Annotated in this window: 10 protein-coding genes; all 10 read right to left on the bottom strand. The window is 60.8% G+C overall.

Going from position 1 to position 15,554, the window contains the following annotated elements; translation table 11 throughout:
* Positions 1 to 39: 39 nt before the first annotated feature.
* The 10 genes from FPZ24_RS05220 to FPZ24_RS05175 all read right to left on the bottom strand — a co-directional run bounded on the left by FPZ24_RS05220 (position 40) and on the right by FPZ24_RS05175 (position 15,502).
* Positions 40 to 2,316, bottom strand: coding sequence for a TonB-dependent receptor (locus FPZ24_RS05220; protein ID WP_146570038.1), 2,277 nt, complete (start codon positions 2,314 to 2,316; stop codon positions 40 to 42).
* A 277-nt stretch (positions 2,317 to 2,593) separates the two neighbouring features.
* Entirely contained in the window at positions 2,594 to 2,740 is a 147-nt protein-coding gene (locus tag FPZ24_RS05215; RefSeq protein ID WP_146570037.1) for a lmo0937 family membrane protein, read from the bottom strand.
* Positions 2,741 to 2,848: 108 nt separating this feature from the next.
* The gene (locus tag FPZ24_RS05210) at positions 2,849 to 5,191 is read right to left on the bottom strand and encodes a putative bifunctional diguanylate cyclase/phosphodiesterase (protein WP_146570036.1); all 2,343 of its coding nucleotides are present in this window, start codon (positions 5,189 to 5,191) and stop codon (positions 2,849 to 2,851) included.
* The gene (locus tag FPZ24_RS05205) at positions 5,191 to 5,814 is read right to left on the bottom strand and encodes a methylamine utilization protein (protein ID WP_186729080.1); all 624 of its coding nucleotides are present in this window, start codon (positions 5,812 to 5,814) and stop codon (positions 5,191 to 5,193) included. The genes FPZ24_RS05210 and FPZ24_RS05205 overlap by 1 nt, the downstream gene beginning before the upstream one ends.
* Positions 5,815 to 5,852: 38 nt before the next feature.
* On the bottom strand, positions 5,853 to 7,112 hold the full coding sequence (locus FPZ24_RS05200) for a hypothetical protein (RefSeq protein ID WP_146570035.1): 1,260 nt from the start codon (positions 7,110 to 7,112) through the stop codon (positions 5,853 to 5,855).
* A 132-nt stretch (positions 7,113 to 7,244) separates the two neighbouring features.
* Entirely contained in the window at positions 7,245 to 8,576 is a 1,332-nt protein-coding gene (locus FPZ24_RS05195) for an O-antigen polymerase (RefSeq protein ID WP_146570034.1), read from the bottom strand.
* Between the two features lie 101 nt (positions 8,577 to 8,677).
* Positions 8,678 to 10,252, bottom strand: coding sequence for a hypothetical protein (locus FPZ24_RS05190; protein WP_146570033.1), 1,575 nt, complete (start codon positions 10,250 to 10,252; stop codon positions 8,678 to 8,680).
* Between the two features lie 41 nt (positions 10,253 to 10,293).
* Positions 10,294 to 11,547, bottom strand: coding sequence for a glycosyltransferase family 4 protein (locus tag FPZ24_RS05185; protein ID WP_146570032.1), 1,254 nt, complete (start codon positions 11,545 to 11,547; stop codon positions 10,294 to 10,296).
* Positions 11,544 to 13,343 carry a heparinase II/III family protein gene (locus tag FPZ24_RS05180; RefSeq protein ID WP_205012867.1) on the bottom strand — a complete coding sequence of 600 codons (1,800 nt, stop codon included), beginning with the start codon at positions 13,341 to 13,343 and terminating at the stop codon, positions 11,544 to 11,546. The genes FPZ24_RS05185 and FPZ24_RS05180 overlap by 4 nt, the downstream gene beginning before the upstream one ends.
* A 26-nt stretch (positions 13,344 to 13,369) precedes the next feature.
* Positions 13,370 to 15,502, bottom strand: coding sequence for a bi-domain-containing oxidoreductase (locus FPZ24_RS05175; protein ID WP_146570030.1), 2,133 nt, complete (start codon positions 15,500 to 15,502; stop codon positions 13,370 to 13,372).
* Between the last annotated feature and the right edge of the window lie 52 nt (positions 15,503 to 15,554).

Here is a 15,554-nt window from a genome sequence, read left to right as displayed (position 1 = left end):
AAACTGGGCCGCCGCCGGCAAAGGCGGCGGCCGATTGGATCAGAACACCTTGAGCACCTTGAGCCCGTACTGGCGTGGCGCACCGGCGAAATAGAGCCCGCTATTGAGCGCCGCGACGTAATGCTGGTCGGTCAGGTTGGTGGCGTAAGCCGTGACCGTCAGCGTTCCGTGCGTATAGGCGAGCTGCGCGTTCAGGATCTTGCGCGCGTCGAGCCGGTCGCCGCGGGCCGGATTTTCGAACAGCGTCGCCCACTGGTTGCCGACATAACCGAAATTGGCGCGCGGCGTGATGGTGTCGCCGCCCGGCAGCTTGAGAGTGTATTCGGCGCTGAAGTTGAACGTCAGGTTCGGCGCGTAGGTCTGCCGCCGCCCCTTCAGGTTGATGCAGTTCGTCGCCGCGGCCGCCCCGCCCTTCAGCGGGTCGCACGCGCCGGTCGCCGGCGCACGCGGGTCGCTCGCGTAGAACTGGCCCAGCTCGGTGTGCAGCACGTTGACGCCGGCGCCGAACTTGAAGCCGCCGACGCTGACGTCGATCTCACCTTCGCCACCGTAGATCTTCGTCGAGTTCGGCACGTTCAATTCGATGCCGAACGTCGGGAAGGTCGGGTACCCGATGATGACCTGGAAATCCTTATAGTCGTTGTAGAAGCCGGTGATCGTCGTACGGACATGGCCGCCCGCCCAATTCGCCTTCCAGCCTGCTTCGTACGACGTGATGCGTTCGGGCTTGAACGGCTGGATCGTCGCGGCGCTGACCGGCACGTTGAGGCCGCCCGGCCGGAACCCGGTCGCGACGAAGCCGTACAGATACTGGTCGTTGCTGACCTTCCAGCCGAGCGACGCCTTGTACGAGAAATTGTCCGACGACACCTTCTGCACCTGGTTGATCGCCAGACCATATTGCAGGACGTTGACATAGTTGGTCGATCGGCTGGCGGTGTAGCGACCGCCGAGTTCGATCTTCAGGTTCGGGGTGATCTGGAACCCGACCTGGCCGAACGCCGCCAGGTTACGCTCCGGATTGCGGCCCGCGAGCTGATAGAGGCACGCCGCGATCGTCGTGAACGGATAGCAGGCGTTGATCGTGAAATTGCTGAACGGTTTGGGGAAGTAATAGGTGTTCCACATCCCGAACCCGCCGATCAGCCACGTGAAGCGCTTGTTGTCCGGGGAGATGATGTTGAATTCCTGGCTGAACTGCGTCTCGTTCACGTTGTCGTAGAACGAATAGTTCTTGATCGTGCCGGTCGGATTGGTCGGCAGCACGATCGTCGTCGGGTCGCCGAAGTTCGACGCCGTGCCGTCCAGGTCGGCGCGATACATCGTGTTACCGGTCTGATACCCGGACACCGAGCGGAACTTGATGCCGCTCGACGTGTCGTATTCGAGCTTCAGAACAGAGCGGACGAATTTGTCGCGCGCGTCCTGCGGCGCGTTCAATTCGATATTGTACAGATCGCGCTTGTACGTCGGGTAGAAGCTGCTGTGCTGGTAGAAGGGCGACGCCGGATACGCGCCCGAATCGAGAAAATCGAGATCGGTCTTCCAAAGTGCGGAAAAGTTTTCGGTCGGCTTCCACAGGAAGCTGACGCGGCCCGCCAGATAGCCCATCTTGCCGTTGTCGTAGGGATACGCCGTGCCGCCGGCGCCGCGGATCTTGAAGAAGCTGTCCCGGCGCTGCGCGAAGCCGGCGACGCGCATCGCAAAGGTGTTGCTGATCGGGATGTTGACCGCACCTTGGAAACCGAAGTCGTTGTAATTGCCGTAATTCGCGTTGACGTAGCCGCGCATGCCGCCATTGATGATCGGATCGTTGGTGTTGACGAACACCGCGCCGCCGGTCGCGTTCTGGCCGACGATCGTGCCCTGCGGCCCGCGCAGCACCTGGATGTTGGCGACGTCGTAATAGGGCTCCATCTGGAAATAGCCCGGGAAGGTCGGCACACCGTCGCGATAGGTGATGACACCGGTCGTGGTCTGCGTGTTGTGCTCGGCCTTGCCGATGCCGCGGACGTTGAAATCGTTGCCTTGGCCGAAATTGTTCACGACCACGGACGGCATCGCGAATTGCAGCGCATCGACGTTGGTCACGCCCTTATTGCCGAGATCGGTGCCCGACAGCACCGATGCCGAGATCGGTGAGGTCATCAAGTTTTCGTCGCGGCGCGTCGCGGTGATGATGATGTCGCCTTCGACGTCATCGGTCGTCGCCGTGTCGCTCGCGGTGGTTTGCGGTGCGGCGTCCTGCGCCGTCGCGGGTGCAGCCCAGGCCAACGCCGCCAACGACGCGCCAAGCCACAATGCTGATCCTTTCATCGAACCTCTCCCTGCCAATTCCCGGCGCTCTTCGGCGCTGCTGCCCGGCAAGGTGCGTCAAAATCGCGGTTCGATCAATACTAATTATACATATAGTGAATGAGATTTCGGGACGCGTGCTATCTCGGATTGCGCACCGTTTTAAGTGGGCGATCTATTGTTCTGATTTTTCGAAGGTTTGTGCCGCGCCCACAAGGCAAGCGGCTAACGCTGGACAGCGCGAATACAGCGAACTTGTGATCGGGGCGGCGCTAAACGCCGCCCCGATAGACTATCCCTAGACGACGCGACGACCCTGGATCAGGCGCACGACGACCACGATCAGCGCGATCACGAGCAAAAGGTGGATAAGGCCGCCGCCGACATGAACGGCAAAGCCCAGCGCCCAGAGTACGAGCAGGATGACGACGATCGTCCAAAGCATGGCAATTCCTTCCTGTTTCTTTGGCGCGAACCCGTCGCGATCGCGAACGGTTACGCCCCAGGAACGGTTAGACGCGCGTCAACCTGTTCAGTTCCGCGTTTCATCGCGTCAGGCGGCGGCGCTGCTTGCCGCTTCGTCGGCGAGAAGGTCGCGCACCGCCACCGCGTCGATCGGCCGGCTGAACAGATAGCCCTGTACCGACGAACAGCCATGCTTGCGCAGTTCGGCGAGTTGGTCGTTTTCCTCGACCCCTTCCGCCGTCGTCTCCATCCCCAGCGCGCGCGCCAGGTCGGTGATCGCCCGCACGATCGCCACCGCGCCAGGACGCGTCAGCAAGTCTTGGATGAACGAGCGATCGATCTTGATCTTGTCGAACGGGAAGCTCTGCAGATAGCTGAGCGACGAATAGCCGGTCCCGAAATCGTCGAGCGCGATGCGTACGCCAAGCGAGCGCAGGCCGTGCAATAGCCGCGTCGTCGTATCCAACCCTTCGAGGAAGATCGATTCGGTGATCTCTAGTTCGAGCCGCGACGGTTCCAGCCCACTTGCCGCGAGAGCCTGCAGCACGGTTTCGTTAAGGCCTGGCCGGCGAAACTGCACCGACGAGACGTTGACCGCGATCCGCACATGCTCAGGCCACGCCGCTGCCTGCGCACACGCCTCGCGCAGCACCCAGGCGCCGATCTCGACGATCAGCCCGGTATCCTCCGCGGTCGGGATGAACTCGACGGGTGACACCATCCCGCGTTCGGGGTGGTGCCAGCGCAACAATGCCTCGAACGAGCCGACACGGTTGGCGTCGAGGTCGAACAAGGGCTGGAAATAGAGTTCGAACTGACCCTCGTGGAGCGCGGTGCGCAGATCACTTTCCATCCGACGCCGTTCCTGCGCGCGCGAATTGAGCGCCTCCTCGAAGAAGCAGAACATGCCGCGGCCGAGCTCCTTCGCACGATAGAGCGCCAGGTCGGCATGCTTGAGCAACGAGCGCGCATCGGCGCCGTCGGCCGGCGAGATCGCGATCCCGATACTCGCGGCCTGGGTGACATCGTGACCTTCGAGCTGAATGTGCTGGGCGGCCGCCTCGCCGGCGCGCTTGGCCAGGCGTTCGAGCGGTTCGCCGTCGGCGCCCTGCCGCGTGACGATGACGAACTCGTCGCCGCCCAGCCGCGCGACGAAACTCTGCGCGAGATCGGCATCGACGCGTTCGCCGACGCGCCGCAGCACTTCGTCGCCGACCGGGTGGCCGAGCGTGTCGTTGACCGATTTGAAGTCGTCGAGGTCGAGGATCATCACCGAGACGGCCTCGCCGTTGCGCTCGGCAAGCTTCAGTTCGTGCTCGAGATGTTCGAGGAAGTGCGCGCGATTGGGCAGCCCGGTCAGTGTGTCGTTGAACGCCAGATGCGTGATGCGCCGCTCGCGTTCGGCGATGTCGGTCGCCATGCGGTTGAAGCTGTCGGCCAGCCGCGCCAGTTCGTCGTTACCCTCTACCGGCACCGACGCTTCGAGCCCGGCCGCGAGCCGCGCCGCGGCGGCGTCGAGCAACGTGACGGGTCGCGTGATCGACCGCGCCATGCGGATCGTCGCCCAAACGATGCACAGCAGCCCGACCAAACCCGACAGCAGGATCGCGAGCTGCAGCCGATGATATCCAGCCAACGCCTTGTCGAGCGGATAGCGCAGCAACAGGACCGCTTGCGGCGCGCCCGTCATCACCGGCAGCGGCTTGACCAAGGCTAATGCGGTGCCGTTCGGTGTCGTGACGTCCGAGACCGAGCGATCGGTGACCGCGCGATCGATGAAGCCCGACAGCGCACCGGCCTCGCTGTCCGACGGATCGACCCATCGCCCGTCGGCGCGGCGCTGGAACACCGCGGCCTGGATCGGGATCGCCGACAGCCGCTGCAGCCCCTGCATCTCCTTCATGTCGAGGTCGGTCGCGAACACCACCCAGCCGGTCAGTTGCGGCGCCATGATCGGCGCGGCAATGACGTGCCGCGCGCTGCCCCCGAGATCGACGACGCCGGACATCTGCCCGCCGTCGAGCGCGTTCCACAGTCCAGCGGCCTGCTCCGCTAGTTGGGGGCGGTCGAGTCCCGTCACGCGACCGTCGACGCCGACGACGAATGCGACCGGCACACCCATCCGGCGCTTGAGGTTGTCGAGGGCAGATACGATCGTCGCCTTGTCCCCCGTCGCGACCGCCGCGCGAAATCCGAAATCGCGCGCGACCAGCCCCGCCGCGCCGCCGAGTTGGGCCGCGCGCTGGCTCCACAACCGGTCGAACACCGTGCCGCTCGCCGCGAGCTCTCGCCGCACCTGATCGGTCGAACTGCGCTCGGCGACCGCGAGCAACGTCAGCGACATACCGAGCATCGCCGCCGCGAACAGCGCGATGTACAGCGCGGCGAGACGCGTGCGCAGTTTGCGGAAATTGAGCAGCCGGACGACCATCAATAGGACGACGACGTTGCCGGGGGCATGCGCAGCGCGACCGTAAAGCTCTCCCGCGCGCCGCCGCCCAGGTTGATCTGGCGCGAAACCTGATTGCCCGGCGCGCGCAGATAGGGATGCCACACGCTGATCGAAATCGCGCCCTGCGGAACCCCGGCCAGGCTGACGTTGCCCGACGCGTCGGTCTTCGCGGTATAGGCGCTGTCCGTGACATAGATGAATGCGGTCATCTGGTCGTGGATGTTGCACCCCAGCGACACCGGCCCGGCGCGATCGAACCGCACCGTGCGGTTCTGTTCGCGGGCGTACAGCTTGAGTTCGAAACGCTTGGCTGGCGAGAAGGAATAGACCTGGTGCCGCACCTGATCGAAGTTCGGGAACGACACGTCGGCGTTGACCGGCACGACCAGCAGGAACGGGTTGAACTGGATGTTCTGCTGACGGACCGCATAGCCGCTACCGACGCGCGCGGCCGGAGTCGGGCGGCCGACGAGGCGGATCGTGACCACGGCGTTCGCGATCGGCTGGCCGTTCGGCCCACGCACGGCGACGCTCACCCCGGCCGACGGCGGCATCGGGGCTGCGCCGAGCAACAGCACGAACGACAGGGCAAAGATACGCATAACGACGCAATTCTAAGCGCCTAGCGTAAATATTCCCTTCATAGATGAACGCGCAACGCGAACTGGACGAGCGTCTGATCCTGGTCCGGCGAAAGGCCGACTGAGGCTCGCGCATCCTTGCGGCTGTCGACGTGCAGCGCCTCGATAAGCACCGACAGATTCTTGCCGATGTCGCGCCGTCCCGCCGCCGTTAGCGCCCAGCCCTTTTCGGACCAAGCCCGGCCAAGCTCCGACCCGATGCTGGTGGTGCCGAACGCTTCGCCGCGTACTGACACCGATCCCTTGGCGAAATTGCGCGTCGCCATGACGTAGCCTGAGCGGAAGCTGGTATCGACCCATAGCCGCCCGTTTTCCGGAAACCCCATCAGCGTCTTGCCGGCCATGCCCTGCGCTTTGACTCGCCAGTCGCCGAACGAGAGCACCGCGCCGAGATTGTCGAACCTGGTCCGCCAGCCCCATTGCAACGTCGGCGTTACCGCTTCGGGATTGCCGCGATTGTCGTAGTGAAACGCTTGCACATCGAGCCACGCGGTCGGCGCCCAATCGAGTTTGCCGTAGAACCCGGGCCGGTTATCGAGTTCGATCACCGGCCGCGTCTTCGTCGCCTGGACGTACGGCACGAAGAACGCGTTGAGCGGCGGCAACGGCTGCAGCCCGAATGCCACCGCCTTCTGATCGTGCAGCGCCCAGCCGCGGAATGCGAGCAAAGTCCCGGCGGTATCGTTCAGACCGAACACCGCGAGCGTCGCGCTCAGCCGTCCGCTACCGACCGGCCGCGTTACTTGCGCCTCGAGGCCGGCGACCTTCACCTCGTCGCCGATCCACGAATTAATCGCGGACGGCGTGATCGTGTCGCGCACGCGCCATTCGGGGCCGGCATGTTCGAGGCTGACCGGTGGCCAGAACAGCCCGCCGCGCACCGCCAACTTGGTCCCGCCGCCAAGCAACGGTTTGTAGGTCAGGAACGCTTCGGACAGATCGACGGCGTGGTCCTGGCCCTGCTGCGCGGTCGCGACGACCGTGCCGCCGAGCGACCAGGAGAAGCGCGGCGTCCAGATCACATCGCCCTCGACCGCCTGCGGTTCGATCCGGAAATTGCGATTGGCGGCATCGGTGTCGAACCGCGTCTTGCCGAAGCCGCGATCAAGCCAACTCGGCTCGCCATCGACCCCGATCACGCGGATGTCGCCCGCCACGGCGACGGTTTCAGGCGTGAACAGCTCGATCGCGCTTTGCGCGTGCGCCACGATCGGCGACGCAACCAACGCTGCCGCGACGACAGTCCCGAGCCCTTTCAACCACCTAACCATGCGATCTGTGGTAGCGAATAATGGTTAACGATCGGTCGCGATCATCAAGGAGAGGAGCTTCGCAGCTCGAAGACATTCCTCGACACGCCGCACGCGGCCGCAAGGCTCTCCCGTAGGAAGCTAAACAGAGTTCCCTGCGACGTTGCCAATCTGGCTCGCTCCCACAGGCACGCTGGCGCGGTTCACCGCCAAAATGAACACCATGATAAGCCCAAATACGAATATACTATTGTACTGAAATACGCTGATATACGCGGACGAATATGTTGCTGCAATGAACACTAGAAATGCGCCAGTAGCAATTGACGGATAGATTCTTCGGATCATCGAGGCATATATTTGATGAACGAGCACACCAGAAGCCGTCATGAACACCATGCCACCAACCACACCAAAGTCAGTAATCAACCCCCGATACATGGTGTAAACGTTAGATTGAACATAATATCCGTACTGAAAATACTCGTCGAATGTCCCAGGGGGGACAGGTCGGTTGTCGCCAAACAGCTTGAACACCGCCATCAGCGTGTAAAATCCGTTGGTGTTTTTTTCATAGGGGAACATCTGCGACGCAGGCAGCCCACCATAAAAGTTAGCCCAATCGCAAAATGCATAAAGGTGTGCGGAAGTATAGCTTGCGAAATACCGCAAAAGGCTATCCGTGACCTGTGATAGAGATTGCCTATCCAGCGCGCCGCGGCCTACGAAAGACAGCGCAATCAACGGAAAAAGGATCAAACTATACATGCCGATACGGCGCAGGGTGCCGGGCGCCAATATGGTGAACTGGCGTTCGTTGATCCGGCGTGCCAACACACCGCCATACAAGATCGCGATTGACAGTACGAATGCGCCCTTGGCGCTTTGCGTTAACAACACGAAAACTGATGGCGCCAATCCCAAGAACAAGATCCAAGCACGTCGCCATCCGGTGACACCACCGAACACTAATCCTGCCAACGCTGCGGACACATAAGATAATACTGTTGCCATCTGGAGGAAGATGTTGCTGATCAAGTCGCCACTATATCGGTTTTCGGTGTATTCGACCGCAGCGTCGAACGTAAACATGCGATCGAACGAGATGCCTTGTATTCGAGAATTTACCAGAAGACACACGATCGCCATTGCCATCGACAACAACAGACTCAATCGTATCGGATAATGATCGTACATTCGCGCGATAGTTGGCCGGGCCGCCAGTCGAGCCGCCGCGTGCCAATCCACACTTAGACTGCCGAACGAGAAGGCAACCGCCATCAGCAGGATCAAGAACACGCCGAACGCCGGCGTTGGCACCAAGGGCAACACCACGATCGGAACGAAGGTCATCAAAAACCAGAACAAACCATACAGGCAAGCGGGAAAAAGCCACGTCCCAACGGTGCGACGCACTTGATAGGCTTGCAGCAGAATGCACATACTCAGCATGGCGCTGAGCAGCTTTTCCAATCCATCTTCGAACGTCAAACTACATGATACCTTGTATTAACGGGGCGCCGGAGCGACCGCCCTGCGCTTATCGATTTCGCTGCACGCTATCAATGTCGTAGCTAGAACTTGACGCCAACGTTAACGGTCACCTGAGCCCCGCTTCCCCGCGCGTATATCTTGCCGGTCAGCCCCGCTGTGCGGATCGGGGAAAGATTAAGCCGTTGTACGTAGCCATTGATAAAAATCGCATTCATCGTACGAGGAACGCGTCGCCTGTCGATGACGCTGCCCCCGCCCAACGTCAAGGAACGGATCGGCTGCAATGTGCCGGTTTGCTCGACGGCGTCGCCAGCCGCGACTGCAATCGCGCCCGCGGGCGTCAAATTCTCCCAATCGTTATCGATGATGGTTAAGCGGCCAAGTCCTGAACGGGGCGACGTCCGCACGAAACTGCCAAGGGTCAAACCCTTACCGCTATTACCCGCCGCGGTGATATTGTCATGCCGAGTATCCCCCAGGCCGCCGCCGGTCACAACCAAAAAAGCCGAGGGGATGACCGTGCCGATCTTGTTTACGACGTTATTTCGGATCGCTACGCCATGCTGACTGAAGTCGGACGCGATCTGCACCGCTGCCTTGAAGTCGGGGCGCAAAATCGAGGTGCTGGCAACATCGTCGAATTCGAATCGGTTTTCCGCGATTACCGTGTCGGAGATGTCCTGAGCTTCCGCACGATCGCGAAAGAAATCGACACCATAATACAACGTGCGGAAATCGTTTCGTTCGATGCGCGTGGCCGTGACCGGCGCAGTGTAGTTGTTCGCTACCCAGATGCCCCTTAGCGCATTTACGAACGTGCAACCTGAGATGACGTGGTTCGATCCGTGTACCTCATAACCCGTATTGACGCCCGTGGTCGTGAAGGGTCGAGCATTGGCAAAGCGGCAATCGCGGACGAAAACATCGTCCGCATAACCGTATACTGATGAGTGGTCATCGGTATCCATTCCGTTTTCCGTGAAGGTGCATCGATTGAGCTGCCACCCATTCCCCAATCGAGTCGTCGGATTGTCCGTCTGCGCCATGACGACACACGAAACGCCATTGCTTCCGGTAAACGTCACGTCGTCGAGTCGTACATTGTCGATCCGCGCAGCAGGCCCGCCCGGCTTGCCCGACACGAAGATGTGCGCTTGGGGAAAGCGGTTGAATATGCCGCGTGCGCGCGCCGGGCTTATCGGATTTCCATCACCGTTCATGTCCAACGTCAATCCGTCGAATGCGACGTTGGAAAGCTGTTCATCGGTGCCGAACATCGCCATTGCGCAAGGCCGATCGTCGCTCGAATAACCGGAAACCATTCGAATGATCGTCGTGGCCTCACCCAGTATCCGCATACCATCGACCAACTTTATGGCAGCGAGGCACGCAAAGGCTCGCTCACCATCGTGCCGCAATTGGTGCGTCGGTCTTACGGTGTAAATTCCGCCAGGTAGAAACAACACCTTGCCCACCGCAGCGCAATCCTGGACAGCGCGGTTCAATGCTGGCGTGCAGTCGAATACGCTTGTCCCGTCGCGCAATCGCCCGTGCTCCGCACTAGGCAGATAGTCGAGCAATGACACACGATCGACGGGCGTCGCCGCGTGACACGCAGTCGTCGTCATCAGCGGGCCGATCGCGAGCCCGGTCAAGACCTGACGCCGGTCGAATAGATGAGGCGTCGGGGGCATAATCAACGGATCTCGATTTCGGTGCCCGGACCTCGCTTTGAATCGATCACGCCTTCGACCCAATCTGCCCAGGCATCCACCAGCGCCCGTCGCGCGAAGCGATTTTCCGCTAGAGCCCGGGCGTTGCGTCCTTGTTCCGCCGTGCGCTCGCGATCGTCGGCAAACGCGCACAGCGCGTCGGCGAATGCCTCTGCATCATCGGGGGGAACGGCTATGCCGCAGTCGGCCTCAGTGATCATTTCCGCGAGCCAACCCGGGTAGTTATTGAGCACCGGCAACCCGATGGCGATGTAATCGAAGAATTTGTTCGGGGATGTTCCATAATAAAAAGCAGGTATGTTGGCCAAGATTTGAAGCCCAACGTCGGCACGCCGAAGCAAACCGACCAACTCGGTCTTTTTCACCGCATCCAAGAAGATCACATTGCTCATCTTCTCGCGCTCTGCTCGCGCTTTCAGGGCCGGCTTGAGCATGCCGTTGCCGATCAGGACGAATTGAATGTCATTCCGTTCGCGCCGCTGAAGTATCTCGGCGGCATCAATTACGCTATCCAATCCGTTGGCGAGGCCGTGCGCACCCGCAAATATCGCTAATAGGCTTTCATCGCGAACGCCTTCTGGCTGCCAAGGAGCGCCCGGCGCGGAGAATATATCCAGATCGCACCCGTTGGGGATCAGCGCGATGCGCCGCCTCGGCACGCCGCGACGCGCTATGCCGTCAACGATACCCGGCGACAATCCGATCAGCCTATGCGCCGAACGGTAGCTCGCCCATTCCAACGCACTCATCGCCCACAAGATCAGCGGATTGCGTATCACGCCCATGGCTCGCGGCAGTTCGGGCCACAGATCGCGCACTTCAAAGACGAACGGCTTGCGACGAATCCACCGTCCGATAATTCCGGGAAGTCCAACAGTCAGCGGTGTCGTCGATGCGAACAAAACGTCGTACCGCTCGGTAAAAACTAGCCGAACAGTGCGCCACATGAACGATAAGAACGTTCCGACGCGCTTCAAGAAACCATCCGCGTTGGAATAGCTGAGATCGACCTCGATCACGTCGATGCCATCCACGACGCCACGCCGTATGCCATGTGCGAACGAACCGGAAAGGCCGCTTTGTCCGTCGATGCCTCGCCCACACACCATCGTCACCGCGTGGCCGCGCTGAATCATTCCGCGCGCCATCTGGTATGACCGGATCCCGACCGATCCTTGCGGCGTGGCAAAATGTTGATGGATGTAAAGTAGCCTCATCCTGCCCATCGATACTCGCTGATCATGCGCCCTGGTTCAGTGATGACCACCTCCAAGACCGGGAGTTCGGTCTTTTCCAAATAGTTGCGCGACTCACACCCCACTACCAGTCGGATGGAGGAAATCGGAACATCGGCGCACACCGAAAGACGGTCCCGTCCGTTCGTAACAACGCCGTCGCGCAGGGTCCAATCCCCAGGCGCCAGTCGCCAGCGCAACGTTGCGTGCTTGGTGAAGCCGCTACAGACGTCGGTAACGCGCAGACAGTTGCCTAACCGCATTTCGCGTCGATGAGTCCAACCAGACCGGTGGCGATAGGATGCACAAAAGCCAACGATCCCCGAGTCTTTCTCGTCGATCAGCCTGCAATCGTCAGTCTTCAGCCAGTCACCGAGCAGAAAGCGCGATAGTCGGGGCATTTGCGGCCGATCATCGAACTGCACCGAATTATGAGATTCAATGCCGCTGAAATAGTCGATCCACTTGTCATCGACATTGTAGGAGTATGTTCCGCCATCGCGCAGGAGATTGCAGCCCGCGACGTGCAAATCCACGTGCATTGCGTCGGCATGGCTCGGTCGAAAGCGGAAGCGCGGATAACGGAGCAGCGCCATTGCCGATCCGCGCCGTAGCACGGCGTAGCCGCCATCATCGAAGACAGCCACTTCCGGCAGTTCGGCGACGTTATCGCTCGTCGCGACATCCAACCAAATAAGAACATCATCCCACGCGCCAGGCGGGTAAGCGCACAAGCCGCGAAACAGGCACGTCGCCAACTGCACCGACGGTCGATAATCTCGGTATGGCGCGCCGGTCAAAGGCAGAAGATTGGCCCCATCATTAGCGCCGAGATTGGGCGCATCTCCGCTCGCGGGGTCCACCATCATGCGCAGCCAATCCGCCGCCGCGGCTGCGCGCGCTTGAAACGTCTCGCTAAACGGCGGCAAATCCGCTCGTCGCCTCCATAGTTCAGCAATCGCCAGCGTATCGAGCGCAACGCGGTGATAATTCACCGAATATTGGCTGAAGCTGCCATCTCCCCCGAACAGACGGGCCACGTGCCGCTCAAGGAGTTGCCGACCCTTTTGCGTTAACGCGACGGCATCTGCATCGCCCGCTAGCGTTGCCCAAGCGCCAGCGACGAAGATTGCCGCCGCTTCGCTGGTCGCATGATTATTGTCTTGTGCCTGAGCGTAAGACAGCGTCGGCATGATCCGCCGAACATGCGCCTCAATCATGGCACGCATGGGGGGCGCCATCTCGTTTTCCTGCCCTAGCACTATCGCGGCGATAGATAGGTGCAGCACGCGGATTGAGGCTTCCTGCGCGCATTTCCAGTTTGGGCCGAGGTACGGTGGATTGCTATCCGCCCAGTGCGCGATCCACGTATTCAACCGATCAAACGACGTCGCATCGCCATTGCGGGCGCGCTGCGCATAGGTCATCGCCCAGTCGAAACGCGACAACTCCCAGATTCTCTTGATGTCGCCATTGGCGAAATCCGCGATCCGCCACCATGGCTGCGCCGATCCAGGATGCTCCTCTCCCGAAAGGGGATCTGCGGTCCATGCCGGAGATTCAGCGTCGATTGCGATACGATGCGCGCCGAACAACATGGCATCCGTATCCCAATGTGCCGATATTGCCGCATCGACCGGATCGATCTTGCCCGAGCGTTCGAAGAACAGACCCTCTGGGATGCTGGCTTCGATGCGTTGCGCCGGATGCACACCAAGCCGTAGGCCTAGCCTGTAGCCCAACACGCGCAGAACGTTGATCGGGCCAAGCCCGATCAACGCCCGCAGCCTGACAGCCCAGCGCCTCATTGCCGCCGCAGGATATCTGCCACATCAAGAGTCGCCCGCGCCACCTCGAATATCTCGGCGGTAGGAATCGCCGGCTCGCCCGATTCCACCGCGGCAATGAACGCTGACGCCGCGGCCGCTTGCCCCTTGTCTTGCCTGAACTGCCGCATCGATCGAAATCCTGGCCAGCCGAACCCACTCAAGCGACGAAAATTGTCAATCTGCAGCACACGCCCGGCGGTGAAGACCTCAATACGCTCCTTGGGAAAAGTAGCAGCACCGTTGGCGAGATACATGATCGTGCCGAACGACCCGTCCTCGAATGCTAATGTGATTGACGCTTTGTCTTCAACGACTTCCACTCGTGACGTGTCGCCCATCCGTCGCGCCGACACTGCGACGATCGGCGATCCCGCAAGAAAGCGCATTAGATCGATGAAGTGGCATGCTTCGCCGATGATGCGACCGCCGCCGATCGCCAGATCTTGCGTCCAATGCTTTGCGGGGATCGCACCGGCATTCATGACCATGACAAAGCTTTTGGGCTCGGCGACCTGAGCCAGCAACGATTTCATCTTTACTACTTGGGGTGCGAAGCGACGATTGAAACCGACCATCAATTGCGGCCCTGCGCCGTCGGCATGCGCCGTGGCAAAAGCGCGCTCTACGCATGCCAATCCGTCGCGATCGATCGCCAGCGGTTTCTCGACGAAGACGTGTTTTCCATGGACGAGTGCGTCGGCGACGAGCTTGGCGTGACTGTCGTGCCGCGTTGCGATCACCACCGTATTGACCTGAGCGTTATCCATGACGCTGGTCAGATCAGTAGTCGCGGCGGCGAAGCCGTCGCGCTTGCCGGCTATCGCGCTGCTCAAACCGCCGGACGTAACCACTGTATCGAGTTGCGCCCCGGCTTTCTTGAAGGCGGGAATCAGAACGCGCGAAGCATAGTTGCCCGCCCCGATCACCGCTACGCTTGACAACCCAGGCGTGAATATCGCGCCGGGGTAGCGCGTCGTCGTCGTCATTCGCGCGTCGAGCGGCGAGCCGTAGTTCAGCACCAAGCCAAGCGCACCGTTGTCTTCAGTCAACGCGGCATAAGCACTTTCCGCTTGCTCGAACGCGAAGCGGCGCGTCACCAGTGCCGATACTTCCAGGTCTCCACTATCGATGAGATCGAGGATAGCCTCGAAGTTGCGTTTTTCGGTCCATCGAACAAACCCCAGGGGATAATCCCGGCCGCCCTCCTCATATTCAGGATCGTACCGCCCCGGCCCGTACGAGCATGACACCTGGAAGCTGAGTTCCTTTTCATAGAAATCGGCCCGGTTTAGCGTCAGTCCGGTCACGCCGACCAGAACAATACGTCCACGCTTGCGGCACATCTGTGCGGCTTGCGTTACCGGATCATTCGACTTGGTGGATGCTGTGATGATCACACCATCGACGCCACGGCCGCGGCTAAAACCCAATCCGGCCGCAATCGGATCCTGACCGTTTGCCGGGTTGCAAATCTCGGCACCGAAGCCGCGCGCCAACTCCAGCTTCGCATCATCGAAATCGATCGCCAGCACGCGACACCCCTGGGCGCGCAACAACTGTATCGTCAAAAGCCCGATCAGGCCCGCGCCGGTAACGACGAACGATTCGCCCAAGGTCGGTTCCGCTAGCCGAATGCCTTGCAAACCGATGCTAGCCACAACCACGAAGACGGCAGCTTCATCATCGACGCCGTCCGGGATTTTCGCGCAAAGGTTGCTCGGAACGCGCACGATATCGGCGTGCGGACCGTTGGAAACGACCCGATCACCGGGTTTCAGTCCCGTCACAGAACTGCCCACGGCGATCACCTCGCCAACATTGCAATAACCCAGAGGCAGCGGCTGACCTAGCTTGGATCGCACCGCATCCACCGTCGCCAACAGCCCGTCGGTGCGGATTTTGCCCAGCACGTCCTTCACCCGTTCTGGCTGCTGTCGCGCTTTGGTCAACAACGATGCCTTGCCGAATCCGACAAGCATCCGTTCGGTCCCTGCAGAGATCAGACTATGCGTCGTGCGAATGAGCACGGTGCCGCTTGTCACGTTAGGCGCCGGTGCTTCGATGATCGAGGTCACCCCGCTGTCGAGTTGCTGGACGATCTGTTTCATAAAATCTCGCAAATTTGAGGTCGGCTATCTGTGTCCACAGACCACCTACATC

The organism is Sphingomonas panacisoli (assembly GCF_007859635.1).
GTDB lineage: Bacteria > Pseudomonadota > Alphaproteobacteria > Sphingomonadales > Sphingomonadaceae > Sphingomonas > Sphingomonas panacisoli.
Note: the sequence above shows the minus strand (reverse complement) of the source record. Positions and strands in the feature narration are given on the sequence as shown.